16 protein-coding genes, 1 tRNA gene and 2 pseudogenes are annotated in these 17,009 nt (G+C 73.2%); 10 read left to right on the top strand and 9 right to left on the bottom strand.

Annotated features, from left to right (window positions below):
* Nucleotides 1–22 precede the first annotated feature (22 nt).
* Entirely contained in the window at nt 23–1,282 is a 1,260-nt protein-coding gene (locus GA0070621_RS00095; RefSeq protein WP_091190075.1) for a glycosyltransferase family 87 protein, read from the top strand.
* A gap of 162 nt (nt 1,283–1,444) precedes the next feature.
* Here GA0070621_RS00095 and GA0070621_RS30610 read toward each other — a convergent pair.
* From GA0070621_RS30610 to GA0070621_RS00080, 3 genes and pseudogenes are all read right to left on the bottom strand, one after another.
* Nucleotides 1,445–1,870 (bottom strand): annotated as a pseudogene (locus GA0070621_RS30610) (hypothetical protein); the annotation flags it as partial.
* Nucleotides 1,871–2,544: 674 nt separating this feature from the next.
* The gene (locus GA0070621_RS00085; protein ID WP_091190068.1) at nt 2,545–3,279 is read right to left on the bottom strand and encodes a YcnI family copper-binding membrane protein; all 735 of its coding nucleotides are present in this window, start codon (nt 3,277–3,279) and stop codon (nt 2,545–2,547) included.
* A 17-nt stretch (nt 3,280–3,296) separates the two neighbouring features.
* A complete protein-coding gene (locus tag GA0070621_RS00080) occupies nt 3,297–4,979 on the bottom strand; it encodes a copper resistance CopC/CopD family protein (RefSeq protein ID WP_091201796.1) in 1,683 nt (560 codons plus the stop codon).
* 272 nt (nt 4,980–5,251) lie between these two features.
* Here GA0070621_RS00080 and GA0070621_RS00075 point away from each other — a divergent pair, with 272 nt between their 5' ends.
* Genes GA0070621_RS00075 through GA0070621_RS00060 form a run of 4 tightly spaced genes read left to right on the top strand, consistent with a single transcriptional unit; the run spans nt 5,252 to nt 8,265 of the window.
* Nucleotides 5,252–5,839 (top strand): sigma-70 family RNA polymerase sigma factor, encoded by a 588-nt coding sequence (locus GA0070621_RS00075; RefSeq protein WP_091190064.1) that lies wholly within the window; start codon nt 5,252–5,254, stop codon nt 5,837–5,839.
* Nucleotides 5,840–5,871: 32 nt separating this feature from the next.
* Nucleotides 5,872–6,396 carry a MauE/DoxX family redox-associated membrane protein gene (locus GA0070621_RS00070; protein ID WP_091190062.1) on the top strand — a complete coding sequence of 175 codons (525 nt, stop codon included), beginning with the start codon at nt 5,872–5,874 and terminating at the stop codon, nt 6,394–6,396.
* Nucleotides 6,389–7,111, top strand: a complete 723-nt coding sequence (locus GA0070621_RS00065; protein WP_091190059.1) for a DsbA family protein — start codon at nt 6,389–6,391, stop codon at nt 7,109–7,111. The genes GA0070621_RS00070 and GA0070621_RS00065 overlap by 8 nt, the downstream gene beginning before the upstream one ends.
* Nucleotides 7,108–8,265 (top strand): hypothetical protein, encoded by a 1,158-nt coding sequence (locus GA0070621_RS00060; RefSeq protein WP_167666443.1) that lies wholly within the window; start codon nt 7,108–7,110, stop codon nt 8,263–8,265. Before GA0070621_RS00065 ends, GA0070621_RS00060 begins: the two co-directional genes overlap by 4 nt.
* On the opposite strand, the gene GA0070621_RS00055 is transcribed toward GA0070621_RS00060, so the two are convergent.
* From GA0070621_RS00055 to GA0070621_RS00040, 4 genes are read right to left on the bottom strand one after another with little or no spacing between them, the layout of a single operon-like run.
* On the bottom strand, nt 8,229–8,999 hold the full coding sequence (locus GA0070621_RS00055; RefSeq protein ID WP_091190057.1) for an energy-coupling factor ABC transporter ATP-binding protein: 771 nt from the start codon (nt 8,997–8,999) through the stop codon (nt 8,229–8,231). The two genes, GA0070621_RS00060 and GA0070621_RS00055, sit on opposite strands and share 37 nt — an antisense overlap.
* Nucleotides 8,996–9,766, bottom strand: coding sequence for a cobalt ECF transporter T component CbiQ (cbiQ, locus tag GA0070621_RS00050; protein ID WP_091190054.1), 771 nt, complete (start codon nt 9,764–9,766; stop codon nt 8,996–8,998). The genes GA0070621_RS00055 and cbiQ overlap by 4 nt, the downstream gene beginning before the upstream one ends.
* Before the next feature lie 13 nt (nt 9,767–9,779).
* Nucleotides 9,780–10,193 carry a PDGLE domain-containing protein gene (locus tag GA0070621_RS00045; RefSeq protein ID WP_091190050.1) on the bottom strand — a complete coding sequence of 138 codons (414 nt, stop codon included), beginning with the start codon at nt 10,191–10,193 and terminating at the stop codon, nt 9,780–9,782.
* Nucleotides 10,190–10,909 (bottom strand): energy-coupling factor ABC transporter permease, encoded by a 720-nt coding sequence (locus GA0070621_RS00040; protein ID WP_091190047.1) that lies wholly within the window; start codon nt 10,907–10,909, stop codon nt 10,190–10,192. Before GA0070621_RS00040 ends, GA0070621_RS00045 begins: the two co-directional genes overlap by 4 nt.
* Before the next feature lie 160 nt (nt 10,910–11,069).
* Between GA0070621_RS00040 and bcp the strand changes: the two genes are divergently transcribed.
* The 3 genes from bcp (at nt 11,070) to GA0070621_RS00025 (ending at nt 12,319) form a co-directional block, all read left to right on the top strand.
* The gene (gene bcp, locus GA0070621_RS00035) at nt 11,070–11,540 is read left to right on the top strand and encodes a thioredoxin-dependent thiol peroxidase (RefSeq protein ID WP_091201794.1); all 471 of its coding nucleotides are present in this window, start codon (nt 11,070–11,072) and stop codon (nt 11,538–11,540) included.
* A 94-nt stretch (nt 11,541–11,634) separates the two neighbouring features.
* A tRNA-Leu gene (locus GA0070621_RS00030) sits at nt 11,635–11,721 on the top strand.
* 64 nt (nt 11,722–11,785) lie between these two features.
* The gene (locus GA0070621_RS00025; protein WP_091201792.1) at nt 11,786–12,319 is read left to right on the top strand and encodes a GNAT family N-acetyltransferase; all 534 of its coding nucleotides are present in this window, start codon (nt 11,786–11,788) and stop codon (nt 12,317–12,319) included.
* Between the two features lie 60 nt (nt 12,320–12,379).
* On the opposite strand, the gene GA0070621_RS00020 is transcribed toward GA0070621_RS00025, so the two are convergent.
* Together GA0070621_RS00020 and GA0070621_RS00015 are read right to left on the bottom strand one after the other, a co-directional pair.
* Nucleotides 12,380–13,375 carry an expansin EXLX1 family cellulose-binding protein gene (locus GA0070621_RS00020; protein ID WP_091190043.1) on the bottom strand — a complete coding sequence of 332 codons (996 nt, stop codon included), beginning with the start codon at nt 13,373–13,375 and terminating at the stop codon, nt 12,380–12,382.
* 78 nt (nt 13,376–13,453) lie between these two features.
* A complete protein-coding gene (locus GA0070621_RS00015) occupies nt 13,454–14,287 on the bottom strand; it encodes a class I SAM-dependent methyltransferase (RefSeq protein ID WP_091190040.1) in 834 nt (277 codons plus the stop codon).
* A 113-nt stretch (nt 14,288–14,400) separates the two neighbouring features.
* Between GA0070621_RS00015 and GA0070621_RS00010 the strand changes: the two genes are divergently transcribed.
* Nucleotides 14,401–15,477, top strand: coding sequence for an LCP family protein (locus GA0070621_RS00010; protein WP_091190036.1), 1,077 nt, complete (start codon nt 14,401–14,403; stop codon nt 15,475–15,477).
* Nucleotides 15,478–16,091: 614 nt separating this feature from the next.
* Nucleotides 16,092–16,943, top strand: a pseudogene (locus GA0070621_RS29715) (sugar transferase); the annotation flags it as partial.
* Nucleotides 16,944–17,009: the final 66 nt, after the last annotated feature.

Genomic DNA, 17,009 nt, shown 5'->3' with positions numbered 1-17,009 from the left:
CGTGGACCGCTAGTGTTTCTGCGTGCCAGCCGAACCCGTCGCGCCACCCGCGGCCACCGAGGACGATCCCGGCGGTCGTACGGTTCGTCGGCTGGTCGCGGTGGTGGCGCTCGTGGCGGTGCTGCCGGTGCTCTACCACCCTGGCCTGGGCCATGACTTCTTCGACCTGAAGATCTACATGCGGGCGATGGACTGGTGGGCGGCCGGCAACCCGCTCTACGACTACGTCCAGCCGGATCGGGTGCAGGGCGCGCTCTACTTCACCTACCCGCCCTTCGCGGCGCTGCTGCTGCGGCCGTTCGCCCTGTTGCCGCTCGGCGCCACCGTGACGATCTTCACGGTGCTCACCGTGCTCGGCGTGCTGGTGACGACGTATTGGCTGGTGGCGCCGGTGGTGCGGCGGCACAACCTGCCCCGGCTGTTCACCCTCACGGTGGCGGTCCTGCTGGTTTTCGCCGCGGAGAGCACCCGGGAGACCATCACCTTCGGTCAGATCAACATGCTGCTGGTGGTGCTGATCCTGGCGGACCTGCTCTTCGCCGTACCCGGGGAGCGGGGCTGGGCCGGGGTCGGGGTGGGGCTGGCGACGGCGCTCAAGCTCTTTCCCGGCATCTTCATCCTCTATCTGCTGGCCACCCGGCGCTGGCGGGCGGCGGTGGTCGCCTCGGCGACCGCGGCGGCGGCCACCCTGCTGGCCGCGGCGGTCGCACCATGGGACTCGTGGCGGTTCTGGACCCACGAGCTGTGGGCGACCGACCGGGTGGGCCGCACCGACTACACCGGCAACCAGTCGTTGTTCGGCCTGCTCAGCCGGTTCACCGCCCCGGAGAAGCCGAGTCAGCTGGCCTGGCTGCTGCTGATCGTCGTGGCCGCCGGGTACGGGCTGTGGCGGGCCGCCCGCGTCGCCCGGGCCGGCGACGCCCTCGCCGGACTCACCCTGACCGGCCTGGTCGGCGGGCTGTTCAGCCCGATCACCTGGACCCATCACCTCTACTGGTTCATCCCGGCGGTGGTGGTGCTGGTCGACGCCGGCCTGGACGAGCGGCGGGACACGGTGCGGGGTGCCCGGCGGCGCCGCTGGCTGTTCACGCTGGCGGTCGGCACCGGCTTCGTGAGCATCTACGGGGTGGTCACCTTCCTGGACTGGGGGGTCGCTCCGACGCATACGGACACCGTCGGCGAGTTCGTCGCCCGCAACGCGTACGTGCTGCTCAGCCTGCTCTTGCTGGTGACGCTGCCGGCACGCCGACCGGATCGGGCGGAGCACCGCGCCACACCCTGAAACTTGCACCAAATGGACAGACCTCGCGTCCGGCGGAGGTTCGGCGCTAATCTGCTCCCAACTACCTCAATTTTCTCCCAGGTAGCACCGAATTCCCCCGGTGACGGTGGCCCTCCGCGTCGGCAGCGCGGGGGGCCACCCGCCGTTGCCGGGCGGGGATCGTCAGGCGTCGGCGGGGCCGTCCACCGGTCGGGGCGTCTCGGGAGCCGAGGCGGGCGGCCAGGACCAGTCCGGGCCGGCCGGCAGGTCCGCGAGGGTCTCCGGGCGCCGGCTCGGCACCGGTCCGAGCGCCGGCCGGGGCCGCCCGGCGGGTGACCCCGCCCCGACGGAGACCAGTTGCCGCTCGGGTACGCCGCACGGCTCCTCGCGGCTGCCCAGCCCGCTGAGCGAGGTGACCCCGAGCCGCCCGGCGAGCACCGGGACCTGGTCGGGGTCGACCACGAAGACCACCTCGCGCGGGCGGACCGGGCGCAGCAGCAGCATCACGGCGAGGACCAAGAGCAGCACCCCACCGGCGAGCAGCGCCCACGCCGTACCGGGGAGCCAGCCGGCCCACGCCTCGGCGCGCAGGTCCAGGGTCAGGTCGGCGCGGCCGTCCGGGCGCATCACCACCAGGCTCAGCGGCCGGTCGGCCAGCTCGGCGGGGGTCCACTCCAGCGCGCCGGTCCCCTCGCGTACCCAGAAGCCCTGGTCGTGCGGGACTGCGGCGTCGGCGGCGGCGGCGGCCGGGCCGGCCGGTTCCAGGCGGACCGGCAGCGGGCCGCGGGCCAGCGCGACCCGGCTCACCGTGGCGTGCGGGACGTCCCGGAGCCAGCGTCCGACCTGGTCGGTCGGGGCCAGGCCGAGGAAGGCCGGGCCGTCGGGGGTACGCGCGGTCAGCCGCAGGTGGGCCAGCCCGGTACGGGCGAAGGGCGCCTCCGTGCGGAGCAGGTCGTCGATGTCGGTGACCACGACGGCCTGGCCGGGGGTGCGGATCGTCTCGAAGCGGGCGCCGAAGCCGCCGTCCGGACCGGCGTGCTGTGCCGCGGTCCAGAGCACGGCCCCGACCAGCAGCGCCGGGATCCCCGTCACCAACAGCACCATGCCGGCGATCGTTCGCACGAACCGCATTCGCGTCGTCCCCTTCGGTAGCCGATTACCCGGGCCGACCTTACCGACGCAAACCGTGCAATCGCCGGATATCCACGGCAAGCACCCAAAGGACCGCAGAAAGCACACCGGCCCGCCGGAAGATCCGTCGGGCCGGCGAGCATCGGCGCTGGTCAGGGCTTCGGCGTGGGCTCCCGACGGGTACGCAGGAAGGCCAGCCCGCCCAGGACCAGACCGGCCAGGCCGGCGACCAGACCGGCCACTCCGAGGGCCGTGCCGGCACCCCCGTCGGAGTCGCCGTCACCGCTCTCGGCGACCGGGGAGCCCGTCGGGGCGTTCGCGGCCGGCGCCGCGGACGCCGACGCGGCGGTCAGGGTGAGCACCGGGGCCGGGTTCTCCGGCTCCTCCCCGCCCGGCGTCGGCTCCTCGATCCAGCGGGACACGTCGCCGTCGGAGTACGTCTGGAGCACCTTGAACACCATCTGGTCCACCTGCGGCAGCGGCCCCATCGACACCGGGAACTCCTGGAACTCGCCCGGCTTGACCCCGGCGTTCGCGGGCGCGGTCCAGGTCAGCTTGGACACCGCCTCGGTGAGCTGGCTGCCGTGCACCTCGACCGGCGGGTCGACCTTGCGCTTCTCCACCTGCACCGTCCAGCCGGGGACCGGCATGGTCGAGACCGAGCCGACCGGCGCGTTCTCCGGCAGCACCACCTCGACCTTGACCGTCGACGCCGTGTCGCTCTCGTTCGGCACCCGGAAGGCGAAACGGCCGTAGCCGCCCTGGTCGGCCTCCTTCGGGTTGATCGTGACGTGCGCCGAGGCCGGCCCGGCCAGGCCGAGCAGCGCCGTGGCGACGGCGGCCATGGTGAGCGTGGCGACGGCGGCGGAACGCCGGAGACGGATCATGGGTGCGAAGCCTTCCACTACTTGATCGGCACGGTGGCGGTCACCGTGGCCTGGTCGATCTCGGTCGTGCGGAGGGTGAAGCGGAGCTGCCACTGCCCCGCCGCGGGGAGGCTGATCTCTCCGTAGGCGTGGTTGTCGGTCAGCCCCAGCAGCGGGATCTCGATCGGCTCGATCCCGGCCGACGGCAGCGCCGCGGTGGCCTTCCACTCCTTCACCGGCTGCGGCCGGTTGTCCGGGGTGTACGCGTAGAGGTGGATCGAGTTGTTGCCGCGTTCGGCCGGGTCCAGCTCCACCTGGAGCGAGTAGATCGGGCTGGTCAAGGTGCTGGAGAAGTAGCCGGCGGACGAACCGGCGACATTGGCGGCGGCGGTACGGGCCGGGGTGGTCTGTACCAGGTTGGCCGTGACACCGAGCACCACCGCGGTGATCGCCAGCTCGGCCACCACCGCCCGGCGCATCGACCCCGGCCGGCCGGCGGCGGTGCGCCGCCGCACCAGCGCCCTAGAATACGCCGCCACCCCGATCACCAGCGCGAACAGCCCGATCTTGGCGAGCAGCAACCGCCCGTACGTGGTGTCGACCAGGGCCGCCGGGGTGGCCACCTCGATCAACGCCTGCACGGTGCCGGCAAGCAGCAGCGCGGCCACCGCCAGGGTCGCCCAGCGGGACCAGATCGGCAGGATCGCGTCCAGCTCCCGCTCGTCGGCCCGGCGCAGCAGGAAGGTCGCGAGCATCACCAGGCCGCCCAGCCAGACGGCCATGCTGCCCAGGTGCACCGCGTCCACCACCACCGAGACCGCCGGGGCGGGCGAGGCGGCCGGGTGGCCGGCCAGCGGCCAGGTGAACAGCGTCGCCCCGCCGAGGATGCCCAGGATGATCCCGTCGGTGCGGCCGACCGGCCCGGCGAAGAGCGGCCGGAGCAGGAACGCCGCAGCGGCGAGCAGACCGAGCCGGACCAGGTGCGCCGTGCCGTACGCGCTGCCCAGCACGTCACCGAGGCCGGAGCCGGTCACCTCGAACAGCCCGCCACCGGCGGTGTAGGGCACCTGCAGCCACAGCTCGGCGAGGGTGGCGACGACCAGCAGGCCCAGCCCCGACCAGGCCAGCCGGGCCGGCCCGCGCCGGGACAGCCGGCGCGGCCAGAGCGCGGCCAGCACCAGGGCCGGGCCGACCAGCAGCAGCAGGCCCAGGTAGCCGGCGAACTTGACCACCTTCACCGCGTTCTCCACCACCGGGTTCGCGCGGTTGTCCGTACCGGAGTCGGTGGGCGGCGTCGAGGGTGCGCCGACCGAGTAGGTGAACGCACCGGAGACCGGATGGCTGTCGGCGGAGATCACCCGGTAGCTCACCAGGTAGGTGCCGCGCGCGCCGGAGGGGTCGACCGGGATGGTCACCACCGTGCCGTTGAACGTCGGCTCACCCCGGTCGGCCCGGGAGCCGTCGGGAGCGATCACCCGGATCTTGCCGGGGACCTTGCGTACCCCCTCGCTGAAGGTCAGCACCACCTCGGCCGGCGCGTTCGGCACCACGGCGGAGGCGGTCGGGCTGGTGCTCACCAGCACCGCGTGGGCGCTGGCCGGGGTGGCGGGGGCGAGCAGCAGGGCGACGAGGGTGACCAGCAGGCCGGCCAGGGTCCCCCACCGGGCGGCCCGGCGACGGTCGGCGGCGGCCCCGGGCCGGCGGCGTACGGCAGGAGTCATGACCATCATGCTTCCCGACGCGACCCGGGATCGGCGAGCCTGGTTCATCCGCGGGCCGTGACGAGGGGCCGCCGGGTGGCCGTGGCCCCGTCCCGGGCCGGGGCCGGCGCGTGCTCGCCGTCCAGCCGCGCCCACCGCGCCTCGCGTACGTCGTCGCACGTCATGAGGGGGTAGTCGGAGGGCGGGCGGAAAAAGTTCCCGACGTGGGCGGGACCATAGAAAGGGCCGAAGGACCCTGCTCGACCCAGATCCGCCGCGTAACCTCGTCTGTCGTGATCCCCGCCCCGCGCGACGCCTCCGCCGGCCCCGGTCCGGCAGGGTACGACGCTGCGCGGGATCCCGCGACACGATGGGCGCTGGCCGCCCGTGACGGCGACCCGGCGGCGCAGGCCGCCTTCGTCCGGGCCACCCAGGCCGAGGTGTGGCGTTTCGCCGCGGCCCTGATCGATCCGGACAGCGCCGACGACCTGACCCAGGAGACGTACCTGCGGGCGTTCCGGGCGCTGCCCGGGTTCGAGGGGCGCTCCAGCGCGCGTACCTGGCTGCTCGGCATCGCCCGGCGGGCCTGCGCCGACCACCTGCGGACGGTGGTACGCCGACGGCGGCTCGGGGAACGCCTCGCCGCGCAGGCCGCCACCGACCGGCCGTACCCCGACCCGGCCGGGCAGCTCGGCGCCAGCGACCTGGTCCGCCGGCTCCCCGCCGAACGGCGCGGCGCGTTCGTGCTCACCCAGTTGCTCGGCCTGTCGTACGCGGAGGCCGCGGCGGTGGAGGGGGTGCCGGTGGGCACCATCCGTTCCCGCGTCGCCCGGGCCCGCGACGAGCTGATCGACGCCGTCGACGACGCGCTGGCCGGGTGACGGTGGAACTTCTCTCGGATCCGGGGCGACCAATGACCGTGACCGCATCGAGTGCCCGGCCCGGCCGCTGGGCCGTCCTCCGCCCCTGGCTCGGCGCCGCCGCCCGGCTCGGCCTGGCCGCCGTCTGGTTGTTCGCCGGCGCCAGCAAAATCGGCGACCTGGCCGCCTCCGGCCGGGCGGTCAACGCCTACCAGGTGATGCCGTACGACCTGGCCACCGTCATCGGTGCCGCGCTGCCGTTCGTGGAGCTGGCGCTCGGCGTACTCCTGATCGTCGGGCTGGCCACCCGACTGGTCGCCGGCGTCTCCGCGGCGCTGCTGGTGGTCTTCATCGCCGGCATCGCCTCCGCCTGGGCCCGTGGCCTGGCCATCGACTGCGGGTGCTTCGGCAGCGGCGGCCAGCTCGCCGCCGGCCAGGCCCCGAGCTACCTCCCGGAGATCCTCCGGGACCTGGGATTCCTGGTACTGGCCGGGTTCCTGCTGATCTGGCCCCGCACCCCGTTCGCGCTGGACGGCTGGCTGGCGGGCAAGGCACCCGAGGAGGGCGAGGATGAGTAGTCGCAAGGGCCAGAAGAAGGCGGCCCAGGTGGTCCGCGAGCAGATCGCGCGAGAGAAGCGGCGGACCCGGACGATCTGGACCTCGATCGGCGCGGCGGCGGTGCTGGTGATCGCCGGGCTGATCGGCTGGGCGGTCTTCTCCAGCCAGAAGTCGAAGACCTACACCGCCCCGCCCAACGCCAACCACGAGGGCACCGGCATCGTCCTCGGCAACGGCCCGGTCACCGTCGACCAGTACGAGGACTACCTCTGCCCGGCCTGCAAGAACTTCCAGGACACCAGCGGCTCGACCATCACCGAGCTGATCAACGAGAACAAGGTGCGGGTGGTCTTCCACCCGGTCGCCTTCCTCAACCGGTTCTCCAGCACCGAGTACTCCACCCGCGCCTCGGCCGCCTCCGGCTGCGCCGCCGACGGCGCGCGGTTCAAGGAGTTCACCGACGCCCTCTTCGCGAAGCAGCCGCCGGAGAACAGCGCCGGGCTGAGCGACGCCGAGCTGATCGACATCGGCGCGAGCGTCGGGGTGAGCCGGGACGCCTTCAGCTCCTGCGTGAAGGACGGCAAGTACAAGTCGTGGACCGCGCACGTCACCGACGACGCCAGCCGGTCGGGCGTCGTCAGCACCCCGACCATCAAGGTCAACGGCAGGGTGCTCCAGGACACGGAGCGCACCCCCGAGGGGATCAAGGCAGCGGTGGCGGCGGCCGGCAAGTGACCCTGGCACCGCTGCGGCGGGCGGGGCTGGTGGTCACCGCCGCGCTCGCCGCCCTCCTCGCCCTCGCCACGCCGGCCGCCGCGCACGGCGCGGACGCCCCCGACGGCACCGACTACCGGGCCGAGGTCACCGCGATCGGCCCCGCCCGGCCCGGGCTCACCGCCCGGATGGTCGAGGCGGGGGCCCGCCTGGAGCTGACCAACCGCACCGGGCGGGACGTCGAGGTGATGGGCTACTCCGGGGAGCCGTACCTACGGATCGGCCCCGGCGGGGTGTACGAGAACACCCGCTCCCCCGCCACGTACCTGAACCGGACCATCGCGGGCGACACCCAACTGCCGCCGGAGGCCGACCCGGCGGCCCCGCCGGAGTGGCGGCGGGTCGCCGACGGTCCGTCGGCCCAGTGGCACGACCAGCGGACACTCTGGCTGGAGTCGACGCCGCCGCCGCGGGTGAGCGCCGATCCGACCCGGCAGCAGCGGATCCGCGACTGGGTGGTGCCGTTGCGCGCCGGCGACCAGACGATCGAGGTACGCGGCACCCTGGACTGGCTGCCGCCGCCGGACGCGTACCCCTGGTGGGTGGCCGCCACGCTCGGCTTCCTGGTCATCGGCGCGGCCGGACTGGTCCCGGGCGGCACGGCACCGGGGGTACGCGCGTTGCGCGCGGTCGGCGCCCTGCTCGCCCTCGGCGGCGCGGCCACGGTGACGTTCACCGTGGGCCGGGTGCTCGACGCCGGCGCCGAGGGCGTGGGCGGGGTGCTGCTCGGGCTGCTCGGCGCGCAGGTCTGGACGCTGCTCACCGGGCTCGGCGCGGTCGCCGCCGGCGGCTACGCGCTGGCCCGCCGGGGGGCCGCCGACTTCACGCTCGCCCTGGCCGGGGCCTGTCTGACCCTCTTCGCCGGGCTGGGGAACCTGGCCGTGCTGTCCCGCTCGGTGGTCCCGGTGGCCGGGCCGGCGGTCCTGGCCCGGGTCACGGTGGTGTTGGTGCTGGCCTCCGGGGCCGGTGCGGTCGCCGCCGGCGTCCTGCGCCTGCACACCGCCGCCCGCCTCGCCCGCGCCACCCCGCCCCCGCGACGTCCGCGCCTCGCTGAGGAGCGCCCCACTCTCGGGGGCGGTCAGCGGCGGGCGGCGGTGCGGGGGTCGAAGCCGTAGGGAAGTTCGAGGCGGTGGCGGGCCAGCAGGGGCTCGTCGGTGAGGACGTCCACGGTCGGGGCGTCGGCGACCACCCGGCCGGCGTCCAGGATCACCGACCGGTCGCAGAGCTCCGCCGCGTACGGCAGGTCGTGGGTGACCATCAGCAGGGTCACCGGCAGGGTGCGCAGGATCTCGGCCAGTTCCCGCCGGGCCGCCGGGTCGAGGTTGGACGACGGCTCGTCGAGGACCAGGATCTCCGGATGCATGGCGAGCACGGTGGCCACCGCCACCCGGCGACGCTGGCCGAAGGAGAGGTGGTGGGGTGCCCGGTCCCGGTGCTCGCCCATCCCGACGGCGGTGAGGGCCTCGTCGACCCGGGCGGCCAGCTCCGCCCCGCGCAGCCCGAGGTTGGCCGGCCCGAACGCGACGTCCTCGGCGACGGTGGGCAGGAAGAGCTGGTCGTCCGGGTCCTGGAAGACGATGCCCACCCGGCGCCGGATCTCGGCCAGGGTGTCCCGGTCCCGGCTGACCGTCAGGCCGCCGACGCTGACCGTGCCCTCGGTCGGGGTGAGGATGCCGTTGAGGTGCAGCACCAGGGTGGTCTTGCCCGCGCCGTTCGGCCCGAGCAGGGCGACCCGGTCGCCGCGCGGCACGGTCAGGTCCACCCCGTGCAGGGCGACGTGACCGTCCGGGTACGCGTACCGGACGCTGCGTACGTCCAGGGAGGCAGGTGTCGGCACGTCCCCGATCATGTCAGGACGACCGCGACGGCGGCGATGGTGGCCGCGGCCAGCGGCACGGTCGCGGCGGCCGCCCACTGCCCGGCGGTGGCCGCGCCCGCGCCCTGCCAGACCGCCGGCATCCGCCCGGTGTAGCCCCGGGAGACCATCGCGAGGTAGACCCGCTCGCCACGCTCGAAGGCACGCAGGAAGAGCGCGCCGACGCCCGCGGCGAAGCCGCGCAGCTGCCACAGGAAGCGGGGATCGTCGCCCCGGGACACCCGGGCGACCCGCATCCGTCGGGCCTCGCCCACCAGCACCTCCAGGTAGCGCAGCATGAAGGTGGCGATCTGGGTGAGCAACTGCGGGCAGCGCAGCCGGTCCAGGCCGACGATCAGGTCCCGCGTCGTCGTGGTCGCCGCCAGCAGGAGCGACGCCAGTACGCCGAGGGTGCCCTTGGCCAGGATGTTCCACGCGCCGTGCAGGCCGTCCAGGGACAGGCTCAGCCCGGCCACCTCGACCCGCTCCCCGGTGCCGAGAAACGGCAGCGCGAACGCGAAGAGCACGAACGGCAGCTCGATCAGCGCCCGGCTGAGCAGCCAGCCGGGTCCGACCCGGGCCAGCGCCGCCACGGCGGCGACCAGCAGGGCGTACCCGGCGAAGGCCCAGTACGCCGCCCGGGGGGTGGCGACCACCACGACGGTGAGGAGCACCATCGCGGCGATCTTCACCTCGGGCGCGAGGCGGTGCACCGGGGAGGTGGACTCGCGGTAGAGCACGTGCGCGTGCCCGGCACCCATGGACGCGTACCCCTCAGCCGGCCGAGTTGGCGCGGGCCGTGCCTGGCGCCGCACCGGTGCCGTCGGGGGTGTCCGGCCTGGCGTCCGGGCCGGCGCCGCGTCGGCGGGTCAGCCAGAACAGGCCGCCGCCCAGGGCGAAGGTGAGCAGCACGCCGATCACCCCGGAGAGGCCGGTGGAGAGGAAGCCGTTCGTCACGCCGCGGACGCCGTAGTCGGCCAGCGGGCTGTCGCCCAGCTCGTGCTGCTTCGCCTGCTGGGCCGGGCAGCTGCCGCCGGTGATCTCGTCGTCGGCGTTCACCGTGCAGCCCTTGAGCAGCGACGAGTCGAGCCCGTCGGGGTGTGGCGAGGCGTAGTTGCTGACCACGCCGGCGAGCAGCAGGGCGACCAGCAGGCCGCCGAGGACGAAGGGCCAGGGACGCTTGCTCATCGGGCACCTCCGGCGACCGGGACGGCGGAAGCCGGCGTGGCCGGCTTCAGGGCCCGCAGCGCGTACACCAGGTCGGGGCGGACCTTGGCGACGGTGACCACGGTGGTCGCGGTGATCAGGCCCTCGCCGATGCCGATCAGCAGGTGGAAGCCGGCCACCGTGCCGGCCAGCCCGGTCAGGTTGCCGCCCAGGTCGGTGGTGCCGCCCAGCCAGTACTCCAGGACGAAGCCCTGGCTGGCGACCAGCACGCTGACCAGCGCGGAGACGAAGGCGGTCACGGCGAGACCGCCCGAGGTACGCGGCAGCACCCGCAGCAGCAGCGCGATCAGCAGGTACGCGGCGGCGGTGCCGATGATCGCCATGTTGGTGATGTTGAGGCCGAGCATGGCCACGCCACCGTCGCCGAAGACCAGGGCCTGCACGACCAGGACCACGGCGACGCAGAGCGCGCCGACCCACGGGCCGACCAGCAGCGCGGCCAGGGCGCCGCCGAGCAGGTGGCCGCTGACACCGGCGGTGACGATCGGGAAGTTGAGCATCTGCACGGCGAAGATGAACGCGGCCACCAGACCGGCCATCGGTGCCAGCCGATCGTCGAGGTCACGACGCCCGCGCAGCACGCAGAGGGTGAGCACGGCGAGCGCGAGCCCCGCGAAGATCGCGGCCACGGGACCGTCGATGATCCCGTTCGAGATGTGCATCGCCAGGGTTTCCACTCCACCTCCCGAGGCGCGGCGGGGTGGTCCACGCCGTCACCGGTGAGCTTATTTGTGGCCGACCACTGTTGCCAATCCCTTGCAACAAGCCATGGTGATCATCACGCGGCGGCGCGTCGTCACCGCCGCCCGGCGGCACTGCGGCGGTATCGTCTGCGCCATGACCGACCGCCTCAACCCCGGCGACCCCGCCCCCGAGTTCACCCTCCCGACCGACAGCGACGGGACCCTCTCCCTGGCCGACCTGCGCGGCCGCAAGGTCATCCTGTACGCGTACCCGGCCGCCATGACGCCCGGCTGCACCAAGCAGGCCTGCGACTTCCGCGACTCGCTCGCCTCGCTCCAGGCCGCCGGCTACACGGTGGTGGGCATCTCCCCCGACAAGCCACAGAAGCTGGCCAAGTTCCGCGACCGGGACGCCATCACCTTCCCGCTGGTCGCCGACACCGACAAGGCGGTGCTGAACGCGTACGGCGCGTACGGCGAGAAGCAGATGTACGGCCGGACGGTGACCGGGGTGATCCGCTCGACCTTCGTCATCGACGAGGACGGAAAGATCGAACGGGCGCTCTACAACGTCCGGGCCACCGGTCACGTCGCCAAGCTGCGCCGCGAACTCGGCCTGGACTGAGGCTGTCGCAGTCAGCCGCCGGACGGTGCCGCTGATATTGCGGGAGGCCGGCCTCACCACCGCACGGGCGCGACGCACTAGACTCAGCGGGTCTGCGGGAGTGGCGTAACAGGCAGGCGCGCGGGCCTTAGGAGCCCGTGTCCGAAAGGACGTGGGGGTTCGACTCCCCTCTCCCGCACCAGCAGCACTGTCGTGAAGGTCACGAAGGCAGCTTCGGGCGGCGTCGTTCACGCAGGATGGCGGGCGTGAAACTGCGCTTCGTCCTCGATCCCGCCCTCACTCCTGAGCTGCGCGAACAGATCCTCGCCCTGTGGGTGGACGTCACCAACGCCGGCGGCGCGGTCGGCTTCGTCGCACCGGTCACCGCGGCCGAGGTCCGGCCCGTCGCCGAGCAGACCTTCGCCGGCCTCGGCGACGGACTGGACCGGCTGCTGGTCGGCTACGAGGGCGATCGGCCGGTCGCCTTCCTGGTCATCGCCGACAACCGGTTCCACCTACAGGCGCACTGGCGGGTGCTCAAGCGGGTGATGGTCCACCCGGACACCCAGGGCCGTGGGTACGGGGCGGCGCTGATGCGCGAGGCCGAGCGGATCGGGCGGGAACTGGGCCTGGAGGCGCTGCACGTGACGGTCCGGGGCGGCCAGGGCCTGGGCGCGTTCTACGGCCGGCTCGGCTATCGGGAGGTCGGGCGGCTGCCCGCCGCGCTACGCCTGGCTCCCGGCGACGACCGGGACGAGATCTTCATGTGGCTCGACCTGACCGGTCGCGCCGTGGCCTGACCCACCGCCCGCCGGGCGTGCCGGCCGTCGGGCTCGGACGGCAGGTGGCCGCGCGCGCCGTCAGCCACAGGCGGCGGGCGTCACGTCGAGGGACGGTGGGGCGGCGGCCGCGTCCAGCACGGCCGCGCCGGTGGTCGGGGCCACCGACGCGCTGGCCGAGGCGGACGGCCGCGGGGTCGGCCGGGCGGACGGCGTACGGGACGGCGTCGCCGACCGGGACGGGGTGGCGCCGGCCCCGCCGTACATCCGCACGCTGCTGCGCTGCACCTGGCCGGGGAGCATCCGGACCCCGGTGGCGGTGACGCGGTGGCCGTACACGTCGGTGACCCGGATGGTGTACGGCCCGGGCCCGGCGCCGGAGTCGATGAGCCAGTAGTTGTAGTCCTGGCGGACCGTCGCGCGCCAACTGCCGCCCTGCCGTACCTCGACGGAGCGCAGGGGGTTGCCGTGGTCACCGACGAGGACGGCGAACCACCACTGCGACGCGCCCTCCTTGATCCGGAAGGTGAGCGGGCCGGGCAGCGGCGGATCCACCACCGCGCGGTAGCTGACCTTGACCACGCCCTGCACCGGGTCGGCGATCCGCGCGAACGCCTCGGCGGAGAGGTCGAGGTGGCCGGATTCGCACTCCGGGCACTGGTCCATGACGAGGACCCGGACGGTGCCCTTCGGGCCGGTGACGTCGAGGAAGCCGCCGCAGGCCGCGCCGGCCGCGTACTCGGTGGGGCCGAGGGCGACGTAGCGCCGGTCGGCGGGCGCGGCCGGCCGGGAGCAGTTGCCGCCGGCGCCCTTCGAGTCGTAGAAGGTCGCCTTCCCGCTGTGGACGGTGCCACCGAGCGGCGGCCCGGCGAGCGCGCCGGGCGGCGCGGCGCAGGCGGGGGCGGCGCCGCCGCGTACGGCGAGGGCCACCCCGAGCAGGGCGGCGAGCGCGATGCCGCCGGCGGCCAACCAGCGGCGTGGGTGGGCAGCGGCCCGGCGGCGTCCCGGACCGCGTCGCGCGGGCCGGGCGGCGTCGACGGGCGAGGGTGGGGCGCTGGGAGCGCTGCCGGCGGTCACGCCGGTCGATGCTGCCGGATCTGCCCGCCGCCGGACAAGCGGGCTAAGCGAAAGCTAAGACGGCCGCAGGAGTCCTGCTTACCAGGCCACGCCGATGCCGTCACCCGGATACCAGTGCCCGGCCGGGGTCTCCCGGTAGGCGAGGAAGCGCCGGCCGGTCCGCTCGGCGTGCTCGGCGAGCACGTTGGTGATGGTGACGTTGTCGGTGAGCAGCAGCGCCCCCGGGGCGAGCTTCGCCTCGACCGCGTCGAACTCTCTCTTCTCGTGTCCCCGGCTGTGGTCGCTGTCGTGCAGGAAGATGTCGACCGGGCGGTCCAGCGCGCGGATCGAGGCGATCGAGTCGCCGATGACCAGGTCGACCACGTCGGCCCACGGGGTGGCCCGGGCGAGATAGCCGGCCTCGGGGTTGATGTCGAGCGAGGTGAGCCGACCGGGGTGCCCCTCGGCGGTGTTGCGCAGCAACGCGGCGGCCAGGACGCAGCTGCCGAGCCCCTTGTCCACGCCGGTCTCGACGACGTGTGCGGGCCGGCGGGCGCGGACCATCGCGTACCAGCCGATCCGGCGGGCGTAGCGGACCTGCCGGTCGGCCAGGCCGCGCCGGGCCGAGGCGGCGGTGGCGGCCTCGATGTGCCCGCGCAGCGTCTCGTCGGCCTCCAGTTCGGCGAACCAACCCCGCACCTGCCCGACCGGCACGTCGCAGGCGACGCTGACGAACCAGGCCAGATGCTGTCGGCTCAGCTTGGTCAGGTCGTACGTGTAGTTGTGATGCTCCCGCGAGGTGAACAGCCAGCGGGCTGAGGTGCCCAGCACCCGGCTGTCGTACCGGGCGACCTTGGCCAGCCGCTTCGGAAAGGCGGCGACCGGCGCCAGCGGGGTACGGGCGATGGCCCGACGGAGCTTCGTTGCGTCCACGAGTGCGGTTGTACCAGTTCCGGGCGGTGACCGACAGGAAAAGTTTCCAGCTACCGACCGGCTCGCCGGACGAGGGTCACCGTGTCGGAGAGCGAGTCAGTAGCATCGCGCACATGTCGGATCGTCAGCAGCTCGCGGACCACGAAGCGCCCACCCCAGCATCTGGAGTGGATTCGGACGGTGCCGAGCAGCCGTCCACCCCGGCTCCGCGTCGTCGCCGGGGTCGGCGTATCGCCCTGATCGTGCTGCTGGTGGTGGTGCTGCTCGCCGGCGGCGGCGTCCTCGCCGGAGGGCTGTACTACCGCTCGGTCAACTCCTCCATCGACCGGGTGGACGCGTTCGAGAACGTGCCCGAGGAGTCCCGCCCCCAGGTGGTGGCCAAGGGCGCGATGAACATCATGATCCTGGGCAGTGACTCCCGCGACCCGGAGAACACCGGGGGGTCCCGCAGCGACACCATCATCCTGGTCCACCTGCCCAAGGACCGGCAGAGTGCCCAGCTCATCTCGATCCCTCGGGACACCTGGACGCCGATCCCCCGGTCGAAGGAGGGTCGGGGCGGCCGGGACGCCAAGATCAACGCAGCGTACGCGTGGGGCGGCGTGCCGCTGATGGTGCAGACCGTGGAGAAGTTCACCGGCGTCCGCATCGATCACGTGGCGATGGTCGACTTCTCCGGCTTCAAGGAGATCGTCGACGCCCTGGGCGGCATCGAGATCGACGTGGAGCAGAGCTTCACGTCGAGGCACTCGCTCAACCCGGACGGCCGCCGGGAGTTCGTCAAGGGCCGGCAGACGATGGACGGGGCCGCCGCGCTGGACTACGCCCGGGAGCGCTACGCCTTCGCCAACGGCGACTTCACCCGGATCAAGCACCAGCAGCAGGTGATCAAGGCGATCCTCGACAAGGCCGCCTCCGGCGGCACGCTGAGCAGCCCCACCAAGCTGAACTCGTTCGTACGGGCCACGGCCAGCTCCGTCGCGGTGGACAAGTCGATGTCTCTTGTGGATCTCGCGATGGAGATGCGCCACCTGCGCAGCGGCAATCTCGGCTTCTACACCTGCCCGGTGAAGGGAACTGGCCGGGTCGGCAGCGAGAGCGTGGTGTTCGCGGACACCGCGAGGGCCAAGGAGCTGTTCGACGCGGTCCGCCGCGACTCGGTTCCGGAGATCACTTCCGCCGGAAAGTAGGAACTCGCTCTGTCGGGCCGGCTCTGGCGGCGCGGCGGAGTCGCTCGTATCCTGCGATCGCCCGGAGCCCGCGTCATGCGCGGACCGGGCGGTCACGGGGGAGGATCGACAATGTCAGGGCACTCGGCGACGAGGGACCCGGCTGCGACCGCGACGCAGCTTGAGGAAGCAGGACCCATCGCGGCATCGCCGCCCGACGCGGCCGACGACGACGAGGGGATACTCGCCGTGTTCCCCGCCGGGCAACTGGCCGGCGAGGCCGCGGTCACCGCTCCGGCGCGGATCGGTCTGGACACGACCGCGGTGCTGCCGTACGCCAGTTCCCGAACCTCGAAGCGGACGCGCCGGCTCCGGGCCTGGATGCTGACCGTTTCCCGTCGACCTCGCCGCACTGCTGGCTCCCCTGTTGCTGAGCCAGAACTACTGGCGTGGCACGCTGACCAACGCCGGCCTCGCCATGGCCGTCTTCGCGGCCGGAGGGCTCTATCGGGCCCGCCGCCACCTGAGCATCCTGGACGAACTGCCGGGCATCTGCGGGCGGCTGCTGGCCTGCGGCGCGGTGGTGGCCATCATCGCGGCCTACCGCCACGACTCGTGCCGTACGTCAGCGGTTCATGCACGACGTCGCGCTCTCGGCGGGCCTGGTGATCGTGGGTCGGACCTGCACCCGGGCGCTCATCATCGCCGCGCGTAAGCGCCGCTGGCTGGAGCACAATGCCATCATCATCGGCAGCGGTCCGATCGCCGGGGAACTGGCCCGGCTGCTCCGCCGTTACCCGGTACGGGCTGCGGTTCGTCGGCTGCGTCGACGCGGCGTCCCGGCAGGACGTCAGCGGACTTCCGCTCGTCGCACCCTCGACGACCTGGAGCATCTCGTCCGGCTGCTGGACTGTGAGGTCCTCGTCATCGCCGATTCCGACTGTCCTGAGTCGGCGCTGATCGAATATCTGCTTCACCCGGTCAGCGCGAGCTGCGACCTCTGGGCGGTGCCCCGCCTCTGGGGCTCTCGCACCCACGGCCGTTACCCCGACCATGTCGGCGCAATCCCGATCGTGCAGATCGGAGACATCACGTTCACCGGCCCACGATGGGCCATCAAGCGCGCCTCGGATGTCGCGTTCGCCGCGCTGGCGTTGATCGTGCTGAGCCCGTTGCTGCTGCTCTGCGTGATCGCGACGCTGTTGGACGGCGGCCGGGGCGTCTTGTTCCGTCAGGAGCGCATCGGCCGCTACGGCAAGCCGTTCCAGGTACTCAAGTTCCGCTCGATGCGCCCGGTGGACGAGCACGAGTCGCAGACGAACTGGTCCATCGCCCACGACCAGCGGGTCGGACCGATCGGGCGGTTCATGCGCCGGACGTCGTTGGACGAGTTGCCTCAGCTCTGGAACATCCTGCGAGGGGAGATGAGCGTGGTCGGGCCGCGTCCGGAGCGGCCGTACTTCGTGGAGAAGTTCTCGGCCGAGTACCCGAACTACGCGATGCGCCACCGGGTGCCGGTGGGATTGACCGGGCTCGCGCAGGTCAGTGGCCTG

Source organism: Micromonospora narathiwatensis (assembly GCF_900089605.1).
Lineage (GTDB): Bacteria > Actinomycetota > Actinomycetes > Mycobacteriales > Micromonosporaceae > Micromonospora > Micromonospora narathiwatensis.
The sequence above is the reverse complement of the archived record's forward strand: the minus strand, read 5'-3'. Positions and strand labels throughout refer to the sequence as shown.